Raw genomic sequence first — 23383 nt, forward strand, 5'->3', positions numbered from 1 at the left:
AGGCCCCCTTGACGTGGAATTCATCGCGCGTGCCGGCAGGCCTCGCGGCCGTGGTCGTCGCCTTCGGTCTGGCCGTGGCTCCACTCCCACGTGAAGGCATCCTCACCAGCGAACTCCAGGACGCCCTGCACGCGATCGGCTTCGCCGTGTTCACATTCGTCCTGCTGCACGCGATCGAACGCTCGGCGCCCGCGACGCGACGCTGGACCCACCTCGGCCTCGCCCTGGCCTTCGCTCTCGCACTGGCCGTCGGCACCGAGGGGATCCAGAAGTTCACGCCCCGGGACTCCGATCCCTTCGACTTCGCTCGCGATCTGCTCGGCATCGCCATCGGCACCGCTGCCGCCGCGGTGCCGTGGGTCCGGACGCTGCCCGCACGCACGCTGCTGGTGGTCGCAGCCGTCATCGGCACCGGGGCGGCCTTGTCGCCGCTGTATTCCACGTTGCGCGCATTGGACGCCCGGCAGGCGCGCTTCCCCGTTCTGCACGACTTCGAAGAGGCGTGGGAACGCCTCTTCCTGGCCACGCGCGGAGGCGACCTGCGCTTCGATTCGGAGGGCCACGCCCGGCTGACGCTGATCGAGGGGAACTACCCCGCCCTCATCGTGCGCGAGTTCCCCTCGGACTGGTCCGGCTACGACCGACTGTCCTTCCGGATCGCAGCCGAGGGCGACGTCCCGACCGATGTCGCCATCCGGGTGGACGACGTGCTCCACGACGGGACGTACCACGACCGTTTCCAGACACGGGTCCGCGTGGACGCGGAATGGCGGGACGTCACGATCCCGCTCCGTGCGATCCGTGAGGGGCCGCGCGATCGACACCTGGACCTGAGCGCGGTGAAGACGGTGGTCCTGTTCGGTACGCCGAACACGCCTCGGCCACTCGTCCTGAGGGTCGACGACCTGCGGCTGGAGTGAGACGAGTTCAGCGGACGGGAAGCACCATCGCCTTCAGCGCGGTCCAGCTGATCGTGTCGTTCGCGCGCGCCGCGGGACCTCGGGATCCCGGCACCCCGAGGTCGTCCCAGGCGACCAGGCGGTACGAATCGACGGCCTGGCCGTCGACCATCGTGGACTCGCGCGCCAGGTACATGCGCTGCAGCCCGGCGACGTCGCGTGAGTCTGCGCCGAAATCGGCGGTCGCCCGCAGCGCGAGCACCGCGCGTACGTCGGCCTGGGGCGCCACGTCCGGCGCCAGGTCCTCGGTCCATTGCCCATCGAGATCGATCTCGAGGATCCGGAAGAATTCCACCGGTGGGCCGGTCCCCGTGGAATCGGAGAACAGTCCGGCGAAGGCCTCGAGTTCCGTCGTGCGATCCCAGGTCGGTGCGAGTCCGATCGCATCGACATCGGCCGGGGCGAGACGGAACACGAAGAGCGGGTGGAGGAGATCCGCGTAGACCTGCGCATCACGCTGCCCCCAGGCCGCCTCGAAGGCATCGAGCCACTCGGAGGGCGAAGTCGGCACCGTCGGCCCGTCGCCGTCGTCGGGACCGACCCCCACCACGTCGTCGTCGTCACTGCACCCCACGACGGACCACGACAGGATCGCGACGAGACCGATTGAACAGAGTGTGCGCATGGAGTTCCTCGTGGCCAGAGTTCGGTTCCACGAACGGTAGCGACAGCGCCCGCGCCAGGGCAAGCCCCACGCGTCACCCTTCGTCGGTCGGTGCCTCGTCGCGCCGTCGCGCCCGGCCGGGAGGATCGGCATCGCCCGGGACCAGTCCCACGAGCTTCTGCCCCTCGCGCGCCTGCAACGGCAGCTTCGAATCGAAGGGGACGATCGACTCGTCCTCCGACACCACGAACAGCGGCAGCGCGTCCGCCCCGTACAGCTCGTGGTAGTCGTCGATCGTGAAGTCCTGACTGAGCCGCGTGGACTTGAACACCCACCCCTCGCGGTGCCGGCGCGTGATGGATCGGTAGGTGACGTCCTCGTCGAACAGCCGCCTTCCTCCCACCTCGAGCTCGTCCTCGCCCTCCGTCGCGTCGGCCGTCTCGAGCTGGTACACGTTCGCGCGCCCGAAGACCTCGGCCAGACGGACACAGGCCAGCGAATTCACCTCGTCGTTCGGGGTCAGCGCCAGGAAGACCCCTCGGTCCGACAGATCGATGTCCTCCAGCGCCCCCTCGGTCAGGATGTTCTCGCCCACCGCTTCGAGTCCGGTCATCCGCGCCGCACCCACGTGATTGCGGTTCGTGTCGACCAGTAGGACGTCGCCGCCGACACGCTGCAAGGTCTCGGCGAGGGCACGCGCCCACTCGTGCGCGCCCAGGATCAACAGGCCCTTGTGGGCGGCGGAGCTCACACCCAACCACCGTGCCACGAAGGGCGCACCGGTTCCGTAGACGAGCACGGTCCCCACGATCACGAAGAAGGCCAGGGGCACGATCATTGCCGCGTCGGCGACGTCGTGCTCGGCGAACTCCAGCGCGATGACCGATGCCAGAGCAGCCGAGACGATCCCCCGCGGGGCGACGAGCGCCACGAAGAATCGCTCCCGCCATGCCATGGGCGTGCCCAGGCCGCTCAGCAGGACGGAAACCGGTCGCACGACGACCACCAGGGCCCCCAGGAACAGCACGTGCCGCCACGAGATCTCGAGCAGCATCTCGCGGTCGATCCGCGCGGCCAGCAGGACGAACAGGACCGCCAGCAACAGGACCTGAAGGCTCTCCTTGAACTCGACGATGTGGCGGATGTCGACCCGACGCTGGTTGGCCAGGGTCACGCCCATGACCGTGACGGCCAACAGCCCCGACTCGGGCTGCAACTGCTCGCTCGCGCCGAAGACCACGAATACGAGCATGAGCGACACCGGGTTCTGCAGATGGTCGGGAAGCAGGTGACGGCGCAGCAGGAAGCCCATGCCCAGACCCGCCAGCACTCCGTAGAGGCTCCCCATTCCGAGCGTGAAGGCAACCCCCCGCACCGGATTCGCCCCTTCGAGGCCGTGCAGGATCACTTCGAACACGAGAATGGTGACCATCACACCCAGCGGGTCGGTGACGATCCCCTCCCACTTCAGCGCGGTTCCCACGCTGCGGTGGGGGCGGATCTGCCGCAGCATCGGGCCGATCACCGTGGGACCGGTGACGATGAACAGGGCACCGAGGAGGAGCGCCATGTTCCAGGGGACGTCGAAACACCACCGCGCGAAGAGCGTGCCCCCGGCCCACGTGACGACGACTCCGATCGTGCACAGGTTCCGGACCATGGTGCCGACGTGGCGGAGTTCCCCCAGACGCAGGCTCAGACCACCCTCGTACAGGATCACCGCGACCGACAACGAGACCAGTGGGAGCAGCAGGTCGCCGAAGAGAGCGTCGGGATCCAGCCACCCGAGAACCGGGCCGGCGAGGATCCCCACCGCCAGGAGCAGAAGAATGCTCGGCAGGCCGGCTCGCCACGCGATCCACTGGGCCAGCACGCCGGCCACGACGATCCCCGCCAGGCTCTGTACGATGGATTCCATGGCCGCAGCGTCCGCCCACCCCCGAAGGGTGTCAAGTCAGTCCACGTAGCCCAGACTGCGCAGACGTTCGAGCTGCTCGGGACTCAGGGCGTCCAGATCGACGAACTCCCGGCCCCAGGTCGCGGTCTTTCCCTCTTCCCATTCCTGCAGAAGGGGGCGCAGTTCGCGCACCATTCGGTGTTCGGGGTCGTAGAGATCGTCTCGCTCGTAGGGGTCGTCCGATCGGTCGTAGAGTTCCCAGCTCCCGGCGGCCAGATCGTGGATCAGTTTCCAGTCTTCGCGTGTCACGGCCGTGAGGAAGGCTTCCTTCTCGATCACCTGGGGGTCGCGCTCGTCGCCGTCGACCAGGAACGACACCTCGGCGAACAGCGGCCGGCGCTGCCACTCGGATTCGGGGGCGCCGGCCAGGAGGGGCACGAGCGAGTCTCCGTCGAAGCCCGACCCGACGTCCTCACCCCCCAGGTCCAGCAGGGTGACCGGCACATCCACCAGGGACACCGGCGCCCTCACCGTGTCGGGCGGGAGGTGGGAAGGCAGGCTCATGATCATCGGGACGTGCACGAAGGTGTCGTAGAGATAGCGCGTGTGCCCGATCCAACCCTGCTCCATGAACGACTCGCCGTGGTCCGCGACCACGATCACCAACGTGTCGTCGTGCAGACCGGCGCGCTCGACGGCGTCGAGCAATCGTCCGACGTGGTGATCGGTGAAGGCGACCTCCTCGCGGTAGACGTCGCGGAAGTAGCGGACATCGTCGGGGGACATGTCGTGGCGCCGGCGCCGCAGCTCGTTGATCCGCGGATCCCAGTGCCGCGCGGGACCGTCGTACCAGTCGCTGCGCGAGAAGTCCTGGTGGTGCACGTAGACGTTGTGTGGGTCGAAGTAGTGCACGAAGAGGAAGAAGGAGTCGCCGGCCATGGCCTCGAGCTGGGCGATCGCACGGTCGGTGACCTCCCGCGACGACACTCCCCGGTGACCGGCGATCGGGGTCTCGTCGTAGCGGTCGAAACCCTGCGCGTACCCCAGTTCGCGATCGATCAGGAAGTGGCTGATCACACCGCCCGTGCGCTTCCCACGGGCCTTCATCCACTCGGCCAGTGTCGTGTGCTCGTCGGACAGGGAATCCATCAGGTGGATGGCGCCGTGGTGCGAAGGGGTCAACCCGGTGAAGAGCGAACCGACGCTCGGCTGGGTCCAGGGCGCCGGCGCCTGCGCCCGCGTGAACAACACGCCGCCTCGTGCGAGTGCGTCGAGATTCGGTGTCGTGTCGAGACCCGGCTCGTCCTCGGGAGCCAGCGCCCCCACGTGACCAGCACCGAGCGTGTCGATGCAGATGAGCAGTACGTTCAGATCTTCGAGCGGAGGCAACGGCGACTCGACACGCGGCGCGCACGCCACGAGCAGCACGACGAAGACCAGGACGAGCCGGGAACGCACCATGACGGGCCTCTCGGGAAGACGAATCAGAAGTAGCCCAGCGACCGGAGCCGCTCGATCTCCTCGGGGTCGAGCTCCGGTGGCGCGACCGCCCGGTCGTTCATCTGCTCGAAGGTGGCCCGCGGATTCTCCAGTCGGAACTCGAGCACCTCGGCCAGATCGTCCACGGCGTCGGGTTCGATCCGGGTCAGATCCACCTGCTCGTGCGGATCTTCGACCAGATCGTAGGCCTCGTGGTCGCCGTCGCTCGAGTGGATGTACTTCCGCGGCCACTCGATCATCACGCGGCGACTGCGATCGAAGCGATCGGCCCACGCCGAGCGCAGGTCCTTGATCCGCGTGAAGTGGTTCTCGGCGAGCACGGCCGACCCGGGCCATGCGTAGGGGAAGGCCTCGGCCGGCAGCACCTCGAGATGACGCGCCACGAGATGGGGCACGTGCACCAGGCTCGTCTCCCCGGACTCCACCCGCCCCTCGGTCTGCCCCGGTCCCTTGATCATCAGGGGCACGCGCAGCACCGGTTCGTACACGTCCTTCGAGTGCTCGATCAGATCGTGCTCACCCAGGAACTCGCCGTGATCGCTCAGCACCACGATCAGGGCGTCATCGAACCGCTCGAGCCGGCGCAGTCGTTCGAACAAGTCCCCGAGACCCGCGTCGAGGTTCGCGACGGACAGGTCGTACAGATCGCGCAGGCGTCGAAGGTTCTTCTCGGGGTCGTCGCCGTCGAGGACCCGGGGGTACAGCGACTTCAACAATCGCACCCCTTCCTGCGGCGACCTCGGGGTCACGAATCCCTCGCGCGGGGTCAGGTTGTAGGGTCGGTGCGTGTCCATGTAGTTGAGGAACAGGAAGTCGGGCCGGTCGTCGTCGTGGCGTAGCCAGGCCTCGGCGGCGGCGTTCAGCGCGGGCGCGAAGCGCATCGAGACGTCGAAGTGCTCGAAGCCCTGGTCCATCCCGTAACGCGGCGTGACGTAGGCCTCGTTCGCGACGATCGCCCCGGTCCGGTACCCCATGCGTTGCAGACGCTCGGCCAGCGTGAGCGCGTTCTCGCTCAACGGCACCACGTTGTTGTTCTGCACGGCTGCGGTGTCCTCGAGCGCCACGGTGCGTGCTCCGTGCTCGAAGGCGTGCTGTCCGGTGAACATCGACGCGTGCGACGGCAGGGTCCACGGAGAGGTCGCCCATGTGCGGGCATGGCGCGTGGACCTGCCGGCGAAGGCATCGAGGTGAGGGGTGATGCTCGGACTGCGACCGTAGCTGCCCAGCCGGTCCGCGCGCAGGGTGTCGAGGCAGATCAGGACGACGTCGGGCGGCGACGTGTCGTCGCTCGGCCCTCCACATGCGAGAAGGGCCACGAGAGCGACGAGCAGGAAGGTGCGTCGAAGGACAGCCACGCCGGATTCCGGAGGGTTGACGGGATCGGGCGCCGTCGCGCCCTGCGGCGGTCACGATAGCCCGGGCCCGGCTCCCCCCGCAAGGTCACCCCCCACGACGAGGACCCGCGGCCGGCCGGCCACGGGTCCCGTCGAACGCGGTCGAACCGATCCGGGGCTAGAAGCGTGCGCCACCGGTCAGGATGAACTGCTCGGCTCCGCCGAGTTCGATCTTCAGCTCGGCGAAGGGCGTCACCGACGGGCCGGCGTCGAAGTCGACGCCACCGAGGATGTTCAGGCCCACCCCGCTGTCGTCGTTGTCGATCGAATCGGCGAAGGGTCCGAACTCGCTCTCGTCGAAGTCGACCGACACGTTGTAGATGTGCAGTCCGCCCCCGGCGTACACACCCACCGGGGAGTTCTCGATCGGGATCATGTAGTGACCATTGATGTTGATCTCCCAGAAACTCACATCGGCGCTGCCGGCGTCGTCGGGGAAATAGAAGTCGAAACTGGCCATGGCACGGGTGTTCTCCACGAACTCCCCGGTCCCCATCACCGCACGGGCTCCGATGCCCAGATCGAAGTCGTCGGCGTAGTTCAGCTGGCCGCCGAACGACACGGGTGTCTGGGCCGAAGCCACGGTGGCCGTCGTGCAGACCAGGGCGACGGCGAGGACCACGAGGGTACGCAGGTGCATGGAACCTCTCCTTGAAGAGATCGAGGGGGAACGGCAAGACGGCGAAGTGTAGGTCCGGCCCCCGATCGGCGCAACGCCGAAGCGCGGCTAGACCCTTGCCGGCTGCCCCCACATCTGGACCAGGTTGAGCAGGGCGCAGGTCGTGAGACCCAGGGCCCGCGTACTGATCCATTCCTGGGGACCGTGGAAGTTCACACCGCCGGCGAAGAGGTTCGGAGTCGGCAACCCCTTCGCCGTGAGCTGCGAGCCATCCGTCCCGCCCCGGATGGGAACCACCCGCGGCTGCAGCCCGGTCGCCGCGATCGCCCGCTCGAGCACCTCGCCGATCTCCGGACGGTCGCGGAGGTCGTTCGCCATGTTCCGGTACTGCTCGCTGATCTCGACCTCGACCTTCAGCCGAGGCTCCTCGGCCCGTAGCCCCTCGGCCATCGTCATGAGACGGCGGCCCCGCTCCGCCAGGGTGTCGTCGTCGAAGTCCCGCACGATGAGATCGACATGGCAGGCTGCGGCGTCGCCGCTCACGGCGAGTGGGTGGTAGAAGCCCTCGCGGTCGCGGGTCCCTTCGGGTGCCTCGGTGAGCGGTAGCCGTGCCAGGAACTTGCCGGCCCACGTGAGTGCGTTCACCATCTTGCCGTACGCGCGTCCCGGGTGGACCGATACGCCTTCGAAGGTCAGTCGTGCCTTGTCGGCACTGAAGGTCTCGACGTTCATCTCCCCCGGGAAGCCCCCGTCGACCGTGAAGGCGGCGGGAACGCCGAAGCGCTCGAAGGGGAAGCGGTGTGCCCCTCGCCCGATCTCCTCGTCGGGCGTGAACCCGACCAGGATCGTGGGCCGCTCGATCTCCGGGTTCTGTTGCAACACCTCGAGCAGACTCATGATCGCGGCCACGCCGGCCTTGTCGTCGGCGCCGAGCAGGGTGGTTCCGTCGGTGGTGACGATGGTGTCACCGATGCACTGCTCGAGTTCGGGGTTGTCCTCGGGATCCAGCCGCAGCCCGTTGCCGATCTCGATCGGTCCGCCGCTGTAGTCCTCGTGCAACTGCGGATCCACGCCGGTTCCGGTGAACTGCGGCGCGGTGTCCATGTGCGCGACCAGGCCGATCCGGCCCTCGCGTGTCCCCGGGAGTCGCGCCGTGACGTAGCCGTTGTCGTCGAGGACGACGTCGTCGAGCCCCAGGCTCCGCAGTTCTTCCTCGAGCAGCCGCGCGAGATCGAACTGTTTCGCGGTGCTCGGACACGAGTCGCTGGACTCGTCGCTCTGCGTGTCGATGCGCACGTAGCGCAGGAAGCGATCGAGCAGATCCGTGGAATCGAGGACAGCTCGTGGGTCGTCGAAGACTCGGCTCATGGTTCGCGCTCCGGTTTGGGTCGGAGCGAAGTGTAGACAGACGGCGAGGGCATCTCCAGAGGGTCCACGGGCGGGATCACGTTTCCGTTGGACACGTCCCCACGATCCGTGGATCGGCCGATCGCTTGGTGCGCACCGTCCCGATCGCTTATGATCATGGACACGAGCGAGGACGCCGCGAGCCACGCTCTGCCAACAGCGCTCCTGTCGTCGTCCGGGAAAGGGCACCGTGCCCCGCGTCAGTGTCGTCATCCCCTGCTACAATGCTGCGGACACGCTCGGGGAAGCGCTCGACAGCGTCCTGTCGCAGTCGTTCGACGATCTCGAGGTGATCGTCGTCGATGACGGATCCGACGACGATCCACGGGCGGTGGTCGAGGCCCGCTCCGACCCACGAGTCCGTCACCACCGGATTCCGAGGAGTGGCGCCCCCTCGCGCCCACGGAACGTCGGGGTCGCCGACGCCCGCGGCGACGTGGTGTTCTTCTGCGATGCCGACGACGTCATGCTTCCCGGAAAGATCGCGAAGCAGATGACCGTCCTCGACGCCCGACCTCTCGTGGGCATGGTGTTCACCGACTTCGAGGTGATCGACGCGTCGGGAAACGTGGTCCGGCCTTCGTTCCTGGCCCGCTTCCGGACGCTCCGCTGGGTCGCCGAGGGGGGTACGCGCGAAGGAGGTGGCTATGACCCCGGGCGCATGCTCCGAGGCCTGCATCGAGCGAACTTCGTGGGAATGTCCGGTGTCGCGATCCGCCGCTCGGTTCTGCGCGACGCCGGCGGCTTCGACGAATCCCTCGATTCGAGCGAGGACTTCGACCTCTGGCTCCGGGTGGCCGCCGTCACACAGTGCCTTCACCTCGACGAACCGCTCCACAGGTACCGGGTCCACCGGAACGGCCTGATGCAGGAGAGTTCGGCCCGCCATCCCCTGGCGAGAATCGTCGTTCTCGAGCGTGAGAGGAACCGCGTGGCAGATCCCGGAAGCCGGCGCGACCTCGGGCAACGTATCGGCAGCAATCATTTCTCGGCGGGGTGGGCGTTCAGCAACCAGTACCGTTTCCCGGAGGCGCGGGCACACTACCGTCACGCATTCCGTCACCAGCGCAGCTGGAGATCGCTGAAGGCTCTCGTGACCACGCTCCCGATCGTCGACCGTCTGGTCGCGCGCATCCGCACGCATCTTCGCGGCTGACCTCACCCACCCGGTACCGTACGATCGCCGACTCGCTCAACTCGACCCCGGCCACGCGTGGGCGGACAGGCCGTAGATCATGGCGCCACCGACGAACCCCGTGGCCAGGACGACGACCGCGAGCACGAACAACGCCACGCGATACGCCCGTGGACCGGTTCGTGCGAGCCGCGCACGCTCCCCCATCGCGACGACCACGACGGCCCCGACGGCGAGCGCTGTCCCCGCCCACCGGTGTGCGGTCAGCATCCACGCGCCGTCGGTGATCCGGAAGCCGGCGAAGAACCATCCGAGCACGGCCGCCACCACTGCGCTCGCAGCGCCCAGCCAGAGGCAGAAGCGTGCGGCGTGCAGGCTCGTCTCGTGCCACCGACCGCTCATCGCGAGCAATTCCGCCAGAGCCGCGGCCACGAGCAGGCCGATCGGAAAATGCACGACGGGCGGGTGGAAGGTCCCCAGCCACGAAATCACCCGGAGCCCGAAGGTGTCGGGGGAACGGACCTCGTCGTGCCGTGGAGGCACGTGCGCGCCCAGGTGGAAGGCCGGCCCTTCCTCGTCGGCCTGGCCGGCCTCGCCCTCCACCGGAGCGTCCGACGCGACCTCGCCCTCGGCGAGCACACGGATCGTTCCCACCATCCCCGCCCGTTCGTGCGGAATGCAGAAGTAGGTGTAGTCGCCCGGCACCTCGAAGGTCCGCGTGTAGCTCTCTCCCGGCCCGACGTTGCCCGAGTCGAAGGGCGGCGCGTTGCGCGGCCGGGACACGTGCGAGGGGTCGGCTGCCTTCGAGGAGTCGGCCGTCACGGTGTGCGGTACCGACCCGGGATTGACCCAACGGACGGTACCGCCGACCGCGACCGTGGCGTGCTCCGGCGCGTACTCGAGGGTGTCGGTCATCTCGACGACGACCGTGTCCCGCGGAGCCGCATCACGGGCGGGCGCGGAGACGGGCCAGAGCACGCATGCGACCGCGGCGGCGGACAGTGCGAACGCCCACACGGTGGGTGTCCTCCACGAACGCCGTGGAGACGGGGACGAACGTGGACACCGAGGGACACCGCACTGCCGCCGCCGGGAATCACTCATCGTTGGCGAATACGTAGTCGTTCCCGCCGGCATTGGCGTGGCAAGAGCGACACGACGGAACCCGTCCCGCCACCTCGTTCCCACCCTGCTCGGCGACCTCGCCGGCGGCGGTGTACTTGGCGTACCACCAGTCGCGATGTTCGGTGTCGTAGCCCTCGACTCGCTTCATCACCGTGATCGCCGCGAGTTCCTCTTCGGGCGAGTAGTTCTCCTTGACGATGATCGTGCCGTGCGGTGGGTCATCGGGGTTCGCCGCACCCACCCGATTCACGTAGGTCTTGAGCAGGGCACCGTGGGGCCGGCTCCCTTCGTAGAAGCCCGCCGGCAGCCCGGGATACGGTGCCCAGTGCTCGTACTCGGCGTCGTCCAGCCAGCTCCATAACTCGGCCGGCTCCGGGGCCATCGAGCTCGAGCCTCCGTGGCTCTCCGAAGCCGAAGCTCCCGGTTCGACCGCGATGAGCGTTCCGGCCAGCAGGAGGCCGAGGCCCACGGTGACGGTGATCGACGTGATGCGCATGTTCGTGACTCCCACGTTCGAAGGGGTCGGGCCGGCGTCGCAAGCGCCGACCGGATCGGAACGGGAGTCTCGACGTGACGGAGGGTCGTCGACAGCGGGAGTGCGCCCGGGTTCGGGCGCGGGGGCCCGACCCACGACTCCATGGGGACTGCCCTTCCCCGTCTGGGGGAGGGCCCATGGGAGGAGCAACCCGGATCGGGTGTCCGGGTCCGAACTTCGCGCGAAGCCAGCGGCTCCGGGGACCGTCGTACAGCTCCGTCTGTCGCCGGAGGCACGGACGCCGCCCCTACCCGCGATCCCGTTGACACCCGCTGGATCGCGGACGCACATTCACGCCGTTCCCGGATCCGAATCGACGTCCCGCTCCGGCGGCCACCATGCACCGAGCCATCGCCTCCACCCTCGCCCTCGTGCTGTTCGCGGCCGGCTGCGCCGACGAAGCGCTCATCGGCGAACGCGTGCCGAACTCCGCGCCCGACACGCAGGTCGAGGCCACGCCACCCAACCTCGGCGCATCGACCTTCCGCATCACCCTGTTCTGGTCGGGCAGCGACCTCGACGGCACCGTCGACGGCTACGAGTGGATCATCACCGACAACGGATCCGACGGGATCCTCTCACCCAGCGACACCACCGGGACCTGGAACTACACCGAGTCCACCGACTCGACCTTCGTCGTGTCAGCCGACATCCCGGACTTCGGACCGGACGTCGAGAATCCCGGTATCGACGACGTCGAGGACGTCCGCTACTGGCAGACGCACACCTTCCTCGTTCGCGCCGTCGACGACCGCGGTCGCCGGGACCCCAGCCCTGCGCACGTCAGCTTCACGGCCACCACGCTGGCCCCGAAGATCGAGATCGATCGGCCCACCGTCCCCGCGACACCGTCGTGCGTCGAGGGCCCGCTGGCCCTGTCGTTCGGCTGGACGGCCGAGGATCCGGACGACACCCGCGGCGGAGTGGCCGAGGTGCGTTACCTGCTGATCGAGATCGGCGGACCCGACGACCGCTGCCTCACCGACACACAGTTCCGCGACTCGAATCCAGTGGCCTCGGCGCCCGAGACCGCCTGGAGCGAGTGGATTCCCTACGAAGCCGGCCAGGACAGCGGACGGGTCAAACGCTATCGCATCCTCGAACAACCCGTGGGCACTTCGTACATCTTCGCGGTGCAGGCCCGGGACGTGGCCGGAGCCGTCACCCCCACCTTCGACTGGGGCGTGAACGTCCGCCACGTGAAGACGACACGGAACAAGTTTCCCCTGCTCACGGTCACCGAGAGCAACCTGGGAACCACGGTGGGCGCCGGAACTTCGACACTGCTGCGCTTCGACATCGTGGCCGGCCAGCCCCTCGACTTCTCCTGGCGAGCCGAAGCCGAGAGCTACGGCGGCGTGATCGAAGCCTTCCGCTACGGGTTCGGGGTCGTCGACCCGAACGACGAGGAAGACCCGAACTGGTCCGTTCCCTGGGGACCGAGCTGGCGCACCGCGCGGCGGCCGACCGGATTCTCGCAGGGATCTCCGAACTTCGTCCTGCAGGTACGCGACAACTCCGGATCGGTCTCGCGGATCAGCTATCAGTTCCAGGTGATCCAGATCAAGGCCCGCAAGGACCAGAGACCGCTCCTGGTGGTGGACGACGACACCGGAGGCGGCGAGATCCCGACCCCGATCCGCCGCATCGACCAGCAGTGGGACGAGGAGTGGCGCCGTACGCTCTTGCGCGTCCAGGGATTCGCCTCGGCCAGCGACATGATCGACACCGCCACCGACGCGAACCGTCTGACCTTCTCGCTGCTCAACGACTACCGCGCGGTGATCTGGTTGGTCCGAACGGGACAGTCATCGTTCATGACGACCCGATTCGCACCGCCGAACCCACGCGGTGCCCGCTTCAACTGGTTGCAGGTCTACCAGAAGTTCGTGGGGAACGTCATGCTGGCCGGGCCGGCGGCAGCAATGCAATCGGTGCAGACGAACACCTCGGACTTCACCGACTTCCCCATGCCGCTCGTGCTGAACACCTCCGACGGGGGCAACAACGGACTGGGCACGATCGTCGATGCAGAGGGCCGCACGGTGAACGTGGGAACACTCCGCTATGCGTACACCTCGTGGTGCCTCGACACGATCGACTGGGTGCGCCCGTTCAGGGTGTACGGCGAACGCGACGGCGCGCCGCGCCGTCGCCGGATCGGGTGTGAGAGCTACACGTACGCGCGCGTCTCCCCGGACTTCGTCTCCGAGTTCCGTCCGACGGTCCAGGAGGTGACCCACCTTCGCCCGACCGAGATCCGTCTGCGCGCCGGCGACACGACGGTCGACCCGCAGCTCCTCGACCGTCAGAACCTCGCCGCGCTCGGCGCCGAGGAGTTCTACAACGTGAACGCGGCCAACCGGCCGGTCCTGGTGAGTCCCCGCGAGTGCCAGACGCCGATGTTCCTGGCCGTGGCCCGGATGGACGTCGACAATGCCGAGGTGATGGAGCCGGAGGACCTTCCCGAGCGCTATCGAGTCGGTGTGCAGGAACGACTGGTGAACCTGACCGAGTCGCCCCCGGGATCGGGACAGCTGGTCGACGACTGCCCCGCGGTGACGCTCGCGCGCCGGTCGACTTCGACGATCACCCATGCTCCCGTGGCCATCGCCAGCACCCAGTACCTCCGCGAACGCACCAAGCAGGGCGGCACGCTGCTCACCGAGGACTACATCTGGGGCTTCAATCCCCTCACCTTCGAGCGTGCGGAGTTCGACGCGGTCATGGATTGGATCCTGCTCACGCGATGGGGACTGAACGACGAGTAGCCGTCCTAGCGCTCGAAACCGATCCGCAGCGTGTCCTGTTTCAGCCGTTTGGCCATCTGCTCGTACTGGGCCTCGGTCTCGGCCGTGACCGAGGGCACGGTCTCCTCGATCGCGGCGAGGAATTCCTCGTGGCCGACACGCTCGGCCCGTGGATCGGTACGAAGTGCCAGCATGCCGGCACGGGTGCACACGCCTGCGATGTCGGCCCCACTGAATCGTGCCGTACGGGTGGTCAGATCATCCAGGTCGACGTCGTCGCCGACGTGCATGCCACGCAGCTGCGCCTCGAAGATCTTGCGCCGTTGCTCGGCGTCGGGCATCGGAACGTAGACCATCTCGTCGAGTCGGCCGGGGCGCAGCAGAGCCGGATCGACCCGGTCGGGGCGGTTGGTCGCGCCGAGGATGCACACGCCCTGAAGTTCCTCGACACCGTCGAGCTCGCTGAGAATCTGGTTGACCACGCGCTCGGTCACCGCGGGCTCCCCCAAGGACCCGCCACGCACCGGCGCCAGCGAGTCGAGCTCGTCGAAGAAGATCACGGCTGGCGCCACGTGCCGCGCACGCTGGAAGAGCTCTGCGATCTTCTTCTCGGACTCGCCGTACCACTTCGACAGCAGCGAACTGCCGCGTGCGGCGAGGAAATTCGCCCCCGCCTGGTTGGCGACGGCCTTCGCCACCAGCGTCTTGCCCGTGCCCGGCGGCCCGTACAACAGGATCCCCTTCGGCGCGCGAATCCCCAACCGCAGGAACGCACCCGGATCCTGCAGCGGCAGCTCGACCATCTCGCTCAGCGCCCGCTTGACGTTCTCGAGCCCGCCGACGTCCTCCCAGGTGACACGCGGGATCTCCACCATGACCTCGCGCAGCGCCGAGGGCTGGATCTCCTTGAAGGCCTCGTCGACATCGGCGTTGGTCACCTCGAGCTGCTCGAGCTTCTCGCTCGGAATGGTGTTCTGCTCGAGATCGAGTTCGGGAAGCATCCGGCGCAGCGTCTCCACGGCGGACTCGCGGGCCAATGCGCTGAGATCCGACCCCGTGTAACCGTGGGTGCGGGCTGCGATCCCCTCGAGGTCGACGTCCTCGTGCAGAGGCATGCCGCGCGTGTGGATCTGCAGGATCTGGAATCGGCCGTCCTGGTCGGGAATCCCGGCCACGATCTCACGATCGAAGCGACCCGGGCGACGCAGGGCCTCGTCGACCGCGTCGATGCGGTTCGTGGCCCCGATCACCACGACGTTGCGTCGAGCCTTCAGTCCGTCCATCAGCGTGAGCAGCTGGGCGACGATCCGGCGCTCGGTCTCCCCGCTCACGTCACCCCGTTTCGGGGCGATCGAGTCCAGTTCGTCGATGAAGATGATCGCCGGGGCGTTCTTCTCGGCCTCTTCGAAGACCTGCCGCAGTCGTTCCTCCGACTCGCCGTAATGCTTGCCCATGATCTCGGGCCCGTTGACGACGGCGAAGTAGGAATCGGTCTCGTGGGCGACGGCCCGGGCCAGCAGGGTCTTGCCGGTTCCGGGTGGGCCGTGCAGCAGAACGCCCAGCGGAGGTTCGATACCGAGACGGTCGAAGAGCTCGGGGTGCCGCAACGGAAGTTCGATCATCTCGCGGACCTTGGCCACGGCGTGGTCCAGTCCGCCGATGTCGTCGTAGGTGATGACGTGGCCCTCGTCCTCGCGCACCTCGGTGTACTCGGGCGCGAGTTCGATCTCGGTCTCCGGGGTGACGCGCACCACGCCGCGGGGCTTGGTCGAAACCACGGTCAGCCGGATCTCCATGAGACCGAAGGCCGGCGATTCGAAGAAGTCGCGGAAGAAGTCGTCCCGGTAGCCGTCGGTGCCCACGCTCTGCCGTGGTCGCCGGAACACGCTCGTCGACACCAGGTCGCCCGACAGCACGGGACGGTGTAACAGAGTGGGGCGTAGGGCCTCGCCCGTGCCGGCCACACGCAGCCCCTTCTGGGCGGGCGCCACGACCACACGGGCAGCCGGACTCCACTCGGCCTCACGGATCTCGACATGCTCACCGATGCCGACACCGACGTTGTGCCGAGTGAGACCGTCCAGTCGCACGATCTCGAGTCCCACGTCCTCCTGCTCGACCGGAACGACGGTGGCGGCCGTGAGATGCTTGCCCTCGACCTCGACCACGTCCCCGCGCTCGAGGCCGAGTGCCCGCATGCTCTCGGGTCCCAATCGGACGATTCCCTTGCCGACGTCGTTCTGGCGCATCTCCGCGACCTTCAGACGGATCGCGTTCTGCGTCTGCTGGGGGGACATGGCGGACCTCCTGGGGCTGCGCGGTAACGGTCGACAACATCGACCTTTCGCAGCAGAGGTACGCCATCCGACCCGGATCAGGGGTCCGGGGAAATCCCGCCTCTGTCGTCATGGCCCCCCGGGGGGTGCGCGCGACGCCCGGTCACTCCCCGATCTGCACGACTTCGACCTCGAAGTTCAAGGTCTCGCCCGCCAGCGGATGGTTGGCGTCGAGCACGACCGTGTCGTCGGTGACCGAGTCGACCTTCACCGGCACCGTCTGCCCCTGGGGCGTCTGCACCTGGAGCGGTGTGCCGATCTCGAGCGGGATGTCGTCGGGGATGTTGCTGCGCGGCACGGCCTGCTTCGCGTCCGGATTGATGTGGCCGTAGGCCTCCTCCGGCGGAACCGTGACCTTCTTCGTCTCGCCCTCGCTCATGCCCGGCAGTGCGCTGTCGAGTCCCGGGATGATCTGTCCCGACCCCACCTCGAACTGCAGCGGGTCGCGCTCGCGCGAGCTGTCGAAGACGGTCCCGTCCTCGAGCGTTCCCGTGTAATGGATGCTGACGGTGTCGCCCGTCTTGACCTGTTCCATGGCGTCTCCAATGCGCGTGCGTGCTGGGGGTCCGGGTCGCCGGGACCGCGGATCGACCGGGGACGGACCCGCTGCGGGTCAGGCAGGGTAACACGAGAGTTCGTCGTGTAAAGGCGACCCCGGAAGTTCGTCCGGAAGGGCCGGGGGCGATGAATGGGGGAAGACCCCAGGCCGGGGAGCACTCGCGCGGCGGTGGTCGGATCCGCGAACGAGCCCGAGATCACACCTCCGCCATCGGCGCTCTCCGGTTCGGCCCACGCGACTGGAGCTGGAACTCGGACCGGGAAGCCGGCCGACGGCGTGCTCCGTGTCGGACTTCCGATCGTGTCACTGCAACACGCCACGCACCCGCATCGCCCGTGCATACAGCCACAGGAACACCGCGACCACGACGATCACCGCGCTGAAGGCGATCATCTGGGATCCGCCCATGAGCTCCCATGCGCCGCTGACCGAGGTCCGGACCGTATTGACCAGCAGTGCGATCAATGCCACCAGGAACACCGGCTCCGCGAGCTTCTTACGAAGCAGCAACAACACCGATCCGAGCACGGCACCCCAGATGGCGATCGCCCAGACCGACGTGGCCCAGACCGGGAACCCCTCGTAGTAGGCGAGTTGCTCCGCGGTGAGTTCGGCCGTGTAGGCCGCGTTCCCGGTCTGGATCATGAGGTAGTCGTAGGCGCCGAAGCCGTTCCACAACAGGGCGAGGACACCGACGATCCAGAGGTGCACGGGAGTCGGGCGGCCGGGTCCGGCCGCTCCGGGACGAGGTTCCTTCGCTTCGGACACGGGAGACCTCCGGTCGAGCACGCAGGTGGGCGCGAGATTTCGTTCGGGAACATCGAAGTCCCGGAACGGGATCATCCGATGAACCGAACGAATTCGTCAATGGCTCCGGTGCGGACGACCATCGCGGGGCTTCGCTCCGGCCGAACGTCTGCTAGACTGCTCGACAGCCCGCGTCGGGAGTGGTGTCCATGCGTCCGTCCGTCGTCCTGCGTACATCCCGCTTGCGTCTGCGCCGTCTGCAGCCCGACGACGTCGACTGGATGGTCCATCTACACGCCGATCCGAAGGTCATGCGTCAGATCCGCCCTCCCGACGACCGTGAGGCGACGGAACGAAGAATCACGGAGCTGCTCGAGGAGCAGTCCAGGGATCCGCGCTTCGGCGTCTTCCCCGCCGAGGCCACACGGACGTCCGAGGTCGTCGGATGGTTCGTGCTCAGCCCTCTCGAGAACGGGCCGGAGATCGAACTGGGCTACCGTCTCTTCCCCGAGCACTGGGGCCGCGGCTACGCCACCGAGGGCGCCCGTGCACTCGCCCGGCACGCATTCGAGACGATCGGCCTCGAACGCCTGGTGGCGGTCACGCGCGAGGACAACGAAGCCTCGATCCGCGTGCTCGAGAAGATCGGCTTCGTCCGCGCCGGCATGCGTCATGTCTACGGGGCCGATCTCGTCGTGTTCGAGGCCACCCCCGACCAGATCCACACCTGAAGGGTACCGCTGCCACCGATCCCGAGCCGGGATCCAGAGCGGTGACGCCCGGCACGGTTGGTGCTAGGTTCCAGGCTCCCGAACCACCACGGACCCTTGCGCCCCGACGACGGTCCCGGTCCGTGGACGTACCCCATGATCCCGGAGGAATCCATGCGCATGCGCACGCTCGGGTCGCTGTCGGCGACCCTTCTCCTGAGTGGAACGATCCTGCTCGCCGGTTGCGGTGACGACGACGACGGTGGCACCGGTCCCACCGGAGGCAACGACGCCGACGTCCCCCAGGGTGTCGCCGAGGAGCAGGTCGGAACCACCGTCGAGCTCGCGACCGATCTGGTCGTCTCGGTCCAGGACCTGGCGACCAACGGGAGCAGCGCCCTCACCGGATTCGGCGGAGGCTTCTTCCCCTTCGAGAAGGCAGCGGCCGACGACCCGACCGAGTCGAGGACCTATGACGACCAGTCCGGACAGTGGAACTACACCTACGTCGAGAGCTTCGCCGAAGGTGGGTCGTCGTCCTCGATCGACATGACGGGGACCCTTCGGTTCCTCGACGCCATGGCGAATCCCCAACAGGAGCCCGACGCCTCGACCACATCGATGAGTTACGACCTCGACGCCGTGTTCGGCTTCGACCTCAGCTTCACCGATCAGGGTGGCAACACGACGACGACCACGCTCGACATGGACTACACCGCCCAGACCACCGTGACCGGCCTCGACTCGTCGATCCTCCGCGTGGACAGCAGCGGATCGCAGGTCGTGAGCACGTCGACCGACACCGGACAGGGAGCGAGCTCCTACGACTTCTCCATGGATTGGGACATGAACGTGGATGCACCCACCACGCCCGGTGGTTGCCCGACCGGCACCGTCACGTTCGACTTCGCCCAGTGGTCCGTGGCCGTCACCTACGACGGCTCGCCCAGCGCGTCGTGGCAGATGCTCGACAACGGCGTGCCCGTGGCGGACGGCAGCGAGACGCTGCCCTGTGGCGGGATCACCTCGGCGTCGATCGACTGATCCCCGGGCCGCGGCCCCGTGTCACGCGGCCCGGGATCGGCGATTCCCGGGCCGCGGACGCGCCCTTCGCGCGTTCACGCATCCTCTTCAGCGCAGCAACACGACCTTGCGCGTCCGCGAGACCTCGTCCGCACCTACCCGCACGAGATAGGTCCCGGACGCGACAGGTCGACCGTGTAGGAGCGGGCGACACCATCGGCGATCACCGGGACCTCGATCGCCCGGCCACTACCGAAACTCTCTCCCGGGGCGGCGAAGAACAGTTGCGCTCGATCGTCGCCGGTCCGGTGCGCTGCCCGGATCTCGATCGCCGGAACGAGCTCGGCCTTCCAGTGCGCCGGCGGCAGGATCACCTGCGGGTCGGGCGCGTCGAGACGCAGGGTCCACGCCCCGCCGTAGGGCGGTGCGTCGTCGCTCAGGTTGCGCGGCACGCAGTGCTGCCGGTCGTGTCGGGCCGCGCGCTCACCAACCGGTTGCGCACGTTCACCCGGTTGGCCTCGAGCGTGATCCACTGTTCCATGGTGCAGGCGGTGTCGACGTCGTCGAGCGCCCACTGCTTGGGCACGCTCTTCACGTACAGGGTGTCGTTGCGGGTCCACGGCTCCAGCGTGGTCGACGCGTTCCGGTACACCGAACCCGCCTGCACGGGATTCCAGCCCCATCCCGCGTAGGCCGGATGTTGGCGCGTACCGTCGGGCAGGTAGGGATCGGGCCCCGAGTAGTAGGACTGCTGCACGTAACGGCCCAGGTCGCGGATGTTCACCACGTTGCGCGACGATCCGCTCTCGCCGAGGTGCGAGATGGCACCCCCGCGCGAGAGGTCGGCGCCCACGCGGACGACACCGTTGTCCAGGTATTCGACCTGCGCACCCGCAGGCACGCCGACGAGGACACAGAGGGCCAGAACCACGAATCTCGAGACCATGTGACAGCACTCGGGGGACGAAGCAGAACACGATCCTACCACGAATCCGACCCAGGTCACCCCGCGACGGGCCGCACCTTCTGCATCACGTCCTCGAGGATCATGTACAGGCACGGCACGATCACCAGGATGATCGCCGTGGCGAAGACGATCCCGAAGCCCAGCGAGATCGCCATCGGGATCAGGTACGTCGCCTGCCGCGAGGTCTCGAGGATGATCGGCGTCAGTCCTCCGAAGGTGGTCACCGTGGTGAGCATGATCGGCCGGAAACGCCGCATGCCCGCCGCATGGATGGCGTCGAAGGCGCCGTGCTCGCGCCGCTGTTTGTTCGCGTAGTCGATCATGATCAGCGAGTCGTTCACCACCACGCCGGCCAGCGCGATGATTCCCATGAGGCTGATCAGCGACAGGTCGAAGCCGAGCAGGATGTGGCCCACCACCGCGCCCACGATCCCGAAGGGAATGGCGATCATCACGATCAGAGGCTGCAGGTAGCTGCCGAAGGCGACGGCCAGCAGGGCGTACACCACGAACATGGCCAGCCCGAAGCCTCCCCACAGGGCCTGCGTGGACTCGCGCATCTCCGCCTGGCTGCCCTGGAAGCTCCAGGTGATCCCCGGATGATCCGCCCGCAGCGCCGGCAACACGTCGCGATCGATGGCCGAGATCACGCGGCTGATCGCGCTCTTGGGCTCGACGTCCATGCCGACGGTCACGATGCGCCGACCGTCGCGACGATCGATGCTGGTGAAGGCCTCGGTCCGGCGCACGCTGACCACGTCGAGCAGCGGAACCTCGGTGCCGTCCGCCGTGCGCACGACGAAGTCCTCGAGGCGTTCGAGCTTCTTGCGTTCCTCCTGGGGCAGCTTCACGCGCACCTCGACCTCGTTCGTCTCGCGTAACTGCCGCATGGCGAGCGCCCCGTAGAAGGCGTCGCGCACCTGGCGTCCGACCTCGGCCGAGGTCAGGCCCAGGGTCCGCGCCTCGGGCCGCAGCCGGAAGTCGAACTGTTCCTTGCCCTTGTCGTAGTTGTCGTTGACGTCGCGCGTGGCCTCGAACTCCTCCATGGTCTCGAGGAAGTCCTGGCTCGCGGCGGCGAGCACCTCGACGTCGTTGTGGCTGAGGTCCACGCTGATGTCCTGCTGCCATCCGCCGGGACCGCGCTCGGCCTCGAAGGTGATCTGGTCCACCCCTTCGATGTCGCCGATCTCCTCGCGCCACAGTTCGATGACCTCGCCCGCCGTCATGTCGCGCTGATCGGGCGGCTTCATCACGATCTCCACGTCGATGAAGTTCTGCCCGCGCACGTTCGTCTTGATCCCCTCGGCCACCTCGTACAGGTCGTGCTCGTCGAACATGCGGCGGGTGGACGCGGTCACTTCCTCGGCCACACGCGCGGCCTGGTCCGTGGTCGTGCCGACCGGTAGCGAGACCCCCGCTTCGATCTCGTCGGCGGCCACCTCGGGCATCATGATGATGCCCATGTGGTCGCTGTAGCCGTAGCCGCCCACCACGGCCAGCAATGTGACCGCGGTGACGAAGGTCACGTAGCGATTGCGAAGACTCACGTCGAGGACACGGCGGAAGTGCGTGTCGACCATCCGCTCGGCCCACTGGGCGAAGGCGCGCTGCCAGCGCCCGACTCCGCGCGCGACCGGATTGTCCTGGCCCCCGCTGCGCGTGTGGGCCAGGTGCGCGGGCAGGATGAACAGGGCCTCGAACAACGACACCAGCAGGACCGTGATCACCACCGCCGGCAGCGGCCACCAGAACTTGCCCGTGGTTCCGGGGATGAACAGCAGCGGTACGAAGGCGATCACGGTGGTGATGATGCTGAAGGTCACCGGGCGGGCGATGTCGCGGGCCCCGGCCACGGCCGCCTCGAGGTGGCCCATGCCACGGCGCCGGTACTCGAAGACGTTCTCGCCCACCACGATCGCGTCGTCGACGACGATCCCGAGCACCACGAGGAAGGCGAACATCGAGATCATGTTGATGCTGACCCCGACCATCGGCAGGAAGAGGATCCCGCCGACGAACGAGATCACCATGCCCATCATCACCCAGAAGGCCAGCCGCACCTCGAGGAACACGGCCAGGATCGTGACCACGATGATCACGGCCAGGATGCCGTTCTCGATCAGCAGACCCAGGCGTTCGCGGTAGTCGTCGGCGGCGTTGCTGTCGATCCGGGTGTCCACACCGGGCGGCAGCGTGGTCTCGAAGTCGGCGAGGACGCGTTCGACCGCCTCGGCGATGTCCAGCGGCGACTGCTGGCCGATCCGGTAGATCTGCAGTTCCACCGAGGGCTGCTGGTCGAACTGGCCGTGGAAGCCCGTCTCCTCGAAGCCGTCGTGGATCGAAGCGAGATCGGCGAGCGTGACGGACGCCCCGCCGGCCGCCGTGACCACCTCGATGCGTCCGAGTTCCTCGGCCCACTGCTTGCGTTCCTTCACGCGCAGCAGGATCTCGCCACTCGCCGTCTCCACCGAGCCGGCCGGCACGTCCTCGCTCGACTCGGCGATCAGTCGCGCCACGTCGCCCAGCGTGAGACCGTACTCGCGCAGCGTGTGCAGTGGGATCTCGACGTGCGTCATGTAGTCGGGAACGTTGCCGATCTCGACCTGCGTGATCGCCGGGTCGCTCAGCAGGAGCGTGCGCAGTCTCTCGGCGAGCTTGCGCAGCGTCCAGATGTCGACGTCGCCGTACAGACCGATCTCCATGACGTCGCGCTGCTCGGCCTGCAGCCGGACCTCCGGCTCCTCGATGTCGTCGGGGAAGGTACGGATCCGGGTGACGGCCTGGTCGATGTCCTGGAAGGCCTTCATGCGGTCGGCGCCCGACACGAGTTCGATCGACACCGACCCCGACCCCTCGCGCGCGGTCGAGGTGATCTCCTTGATCCCTTGCACTCCGCGCACGGCCTCCTCGACCGGCTGCAGGATGCCCTGCTCGACCTCGGCCGGCGCCGAACCCGGATACACGACGCTCACCTCGACCACGTCGAGCTGGAACTGCGGGAAGACCTCCTTCTGGATCCGCTGCGCGGTCCAGAACCCCCCGGCCAGGAGAACGATCATGAGCAGGTTGGCGGCGATGGAATTGCGCGCCATCCACGCGATCGGCCCGGGCGCGAT

Annotated in this window: 19 protein-coding genes; 5 read left to right on the plus strand and 14 right to left on the minus strand. The window is 67.7% G+C overall.

Annotated elements, in window-relative coordinates:
• The first annotated feature begins 29 nt into the window (after positions 1–29).
• Entirely contained in the window at positions 30–920 is an 891-nt protein-coding gene (locus VKA86_03635; GenBank protein ID HKK70283.1) for a hypothetical protein, read from the plus strand.
• 7 nt (positions 921–927) lie between these two features.
• Here VKA86_03635 and VKA86_03640 read toward each other — a convergent pair whose 3' ends face one another.
• From VKA86_03640 to pepT, 6 genes are all read right to left on the minus strand, one after another.
• On the minus strand, positions 928–1584 hold the full coding sequence (locus tag VKA86_03640; GenBank protein ID HKK70284.1) for a hypothetical protein: 657 nt from the start codon (positions 1582–1584) through the stop codon (positions 928–930).
• Between the two features lie 73 nt (positions 1585–1657).
• The gene (locus VKA86_03645) at positions 1658–3481 is read right to left on the minus strand and encodes a cation:proton antiporter (protein ID HKK70285.1); all 1824 of its coding nucleotides are present in this window, start codon (positions 3479–3481) and stop codon (positions 1658–1660) included.
• A gap of 36 nt (positions 3482–3517) precedes the next feature.
• Positions 3518–4921, minus strand: a complete 1404-nt coding sequence (locus VKA86_03650) for a sulfatase (protein ID HKK70286.1) — start codon at positions 4919–4921, stop codon at positions 3518–3520.
• Positions 4922–4944: 23 nt separating this feature from the next.
• On the minus strand, positions 4945–6315 hold the full coding sequence (locus VKA86_03655) for a sulfatase (GenBank protein ID HKK70287.1): 1371 nt from the start codon (positions 6313–6315) through the stop codon (positions 4945–4947).
• A 157-nt stretch (positions 6316–6472) separates the two neighbouring features.
• Complete coding sequence (locus VKA86_03660) at positions 6473–6994, minus strand: hypothetical protein (GenBank protein HKK70288.1); 522 nt, start codon at positions 6992–6994, stop codon at positions 6473–6475.
• Between the two features lie 87 nt (positions 6995–7081).
• Positions 7082–8341, minus strand: a complete 1260-nt coding sequence (gene pepT, locus VKA86_03665; GenBank protein HKK70289.1) for a peptidase T — start codon at positions 8339–8341, stop codon at positions 7082–7084.
• Between the two features lie 229 nt (positions 8342–8570).
• On the opposite strand from pepT, the gene VKA86_03670 reads away from it, so the two are divergent.
• Positions 8571–9536 carry a glycosyltransferase gene (locus VKA86_03670; GenBank protein ID HKK70290.1) on the plus strand — a complete coding sequence of 322 codons (966 nt, stop codon included), beginning with the start codon at positions 8571–8573 and terminating at the stop codon, positions 9534–9536.
• A 36-nt stretch (positions 9537–9572) separates the two neighbouring features.
• Here VKA86_03670 and VKA86_03675 read toward each other — a convergent pair whose 3' ends face one another.
• Positions 9573–10532, minus strand: coding sequence for a plastocyanin/azurin family copper-binding protein (locus VKA86_03675; GenBank protein HKK70291.1), 960 nt, complete (start codon positions 10530–10532; stop codon positions 9573–9575).
• Positions 10533–10611: 79 nt separating this feature from the next.
• Positions 10612–11136 carry a cytochrome P460 family protein gene (locus tag VKA86_03680; GenBank protein HKK70292.1) on the minus strand — a complete coding sequence of 175 codons (525 nt, stop codon included), beginning with the start codon at positions 11134–11136 and terminating at the stop codon, positions 10612–10614.
• Positions 11137–11513: 377 nt separating this feature from the next.
• On the opposite strand from VKA86_03680, the gene VKA86_03685 reads away from it, so the two are divergent.
• On the plus strand, positions 11514–13946 hold the full coding sequence (locus VKA86_03685) for a hypothetical protein (GenBank protein HKK70293.1): 2433 nt from the start codon (positions 11514–11516) through the stop codon (positions 13944–13946).
• Between the two features lie 5 nt (positions 13947–13951).
• Here VKA86_03685 and VKA86_03690 read toward each other — a convergent pair whose 3' ends face one another.
• The 3 genes from VKA86_03690 to VKA86_03700 all read right to left on the minus strand — a co-directional run bounded on the left by VKA86_03690 (position 13952) and on the right by VKA86_03700 (position 17588).
• A complete protein-coding gene (locus VKA86_03690; protein ID HKK70294.1) occupies positions 13952–16222 on the minus strand; it encodes a CDC48 family AAA ATPase in 2271 nt (756 codons plus the stop codon).
• A gap of 142 nt (positions 16223–16364) precedes the next feature.
• Complete coding sequence (locus VKA86_03695) at positions 16365–16796, minus strand: peptidylprolyl isomerase (GenBank protein ID HKK70295.1); 432 nt, start codon at positions 16794–16796, stop codon at positions 16365–16367.
• A gap of 327 nt (positions 16797–17123) precedes the next feature.
• Positions 17124–17588, minus strand: coding sequence for a hypothetical protein (locus tag VKA86_03700; GenBank protein ID HKK70296.1), 465 nt, complete (start codon positions 17586–17588; stop codon positions 17124–17126).
• A gap of 188 nt (positions 17589–17776) precedes the next feature.
• Between VKA86_03700 and VKA86_03705 the strand changes: the two genes are divergently transcribed.
• Together VKA86_03705 and VKA86_03710 are read left to right on the plus strand one after the other, a co-directional pair.
• Positions 17777–18298: a GNAT family N-acetyltransferase gene (locus VKA86_03705; protein HKK70297.1), complete on the plus strand. Its 522-nt coding sequence runs from the start codon at positions 17777–17779 to the stop codon at positions 18296–18298.
• Between the two features lie 153 nt (positions 18299–18451).
• A complete protein-coding gene (locus tag VKA86_03710) occupies positions 18452–19321 on the plus strand; it encodes a hypothetical protein (protein HKK70298.1) in 870 nt (289 codons plus the stop codon).
• Between the two features lie 134 nt (positions 19322–19455).
• On the opposite strand, the gene VKA86_03715 is transcribed toward VKA86_03710, so the two are convergent.
• The 3 genes from VKA86_03715 to VKA86_03725 are packed head-to-tail and all read right to left on the minus strand — an operon-like array spanning position 19456 to position 23359.
• Complete coding sequence (locus VKA86_03715) at positions 19456–19752, minus strand: hypothetical protein (protein HKK70299.1); 297 nt, start codon at positions 19750–19752, stop codon at positions 19456–19458.
• Positions 19737–20246, minus strand: coding sequence for a hypothetical protein (locus tag VKA86_03720; GenBank protein HKK70300.1), 510 nt, complete (start codon positions 20244–20246; stop codon positions 19737–19739). Before VKA86_03720 ends, VKA86_03715 begins: the two co-directional genes overlap by 16 nt.
• A 56-nt stretch (positions 20247–20302) precedes the next feature.
• A complete protein-coding gene (locus tag VKA86_03725) occupies positions 20303–23359 on the minus strand; it encodes an efflux RND transporter permease subunit (protein ID HKK70301.1) in 3057 nt (1018 codons plus the stop codon).
• Positions 23360–23383: the final 24 nt, after the last annotated feature.

This window comes from Candidatus Krumholzibacteriia bacterium (assembly GCA_035268685.1).
In the GTDB taxonomy this organism is placed as follows: domain Bacteria; phylum Krumholzibacteriota; class Krumholzibacteriia; order JAJRXK01; family JAJRXK01; genus JAJRXK01.

What these genes read in the sequence shown, in the direction of transcription:
- VKA86_03640 (HKK70284.1), bottom strand. Translation starts at nt 1,584, where the DNA reads ATGCGCACACTCTGTTCAATCGGTCTCGTCGCGATCCTGTCGTGGTCC.
- VKA86_03645 (HKK70285.1), bottom strand. Translation starts at nt 3,481, where the DNA reads ATGGAATCCATCGTACAGAGCCTGGCGGGGATCGTCGTGGCCGGCGTG.
- VKA86_03650 (HKK70286.1), bottom strand. Translation starts at nt 4,921, where the DNA reads ATGGTGCGTTCCCGGCTCGTCCTGGTCTTCGTCGTGCTGCTCGTGGCG.
- VKA86_03660 (HKK70288.1), bottom strand. Translation starts at nt 6,994, where the DNA reads ATGCACCTGCGTACCCTCGTGGTCCTCGCCGTCGCCCTGGTCTGCACG.
- pepT (HKK70289.1), bottom strand. Translation starts at nt 8,341, where the DNA reads ATGAGCCGAGTCTTCGACGACCCACGAGCTGTCCTCGATTCCACGGAT.
- VKA86_03680 (HKK70292.1), bottom strand. Translation starts at nt 11,136, where the DNA reads ATGCGCATCACGTCGATCACCGTCACCGTGGGCCTCGGCCTCCTGCTG.
- VKA86_03685 (HKK70293.1), top strand. Translation starts at nt 11,514, where the DNA reads ATGCACCGAGCCATCGCCTCCACCCTCGCCCTCGTGCTGTTCGCGGCC.
- VKA86_03690 (HKK70294.1), bottom strand. Translation starts at nt 16,222, where the DNA reads ATGTCCCCCCAGCAGACGCAGAACGCGATCCGTCTGAAGGTCGCGGAG.
- VKA86_03695 (HKK70295.1), bottom strand. Translation starts at nt 16,796, where the DNA reads ATGGAACAGGTCAAGACGGGCGACACCGTCAGCATCCATTACACGGGA.
- VKA86_03705 (HKK70297.1), top strand. Translation starts at nt 17,777, where the DNA reads ATGCGTCCGTCCGTCGTCCTGCGTACATCCCGCTTGCGTCTGCGCCGT.
- VKA86_03710 (HKK70298.1), top strand. Translation starts at nt 18,452, where the DNA reads ATGCGCATGCGCACGCTCGGGTCGCTGTCGGCGACCCTTCTCCTGAGT.
- VKA86_03720 (HKK70300.1), bottom strand. Translation starts at nt 20,246, where the DNA reads ATGGTCTCGAGATTCGTGGTTCTGGCCCTCTGTGTCCTCGTCGGCGTG.
- VKA86_03725 (HKK70301.1), bottom strand. Translation starts at nt 23,359, where the DNA reads ATGGCGCGCAATTCCATCGCCGCCAACCTGCTCATGATCGTTCTCCTG.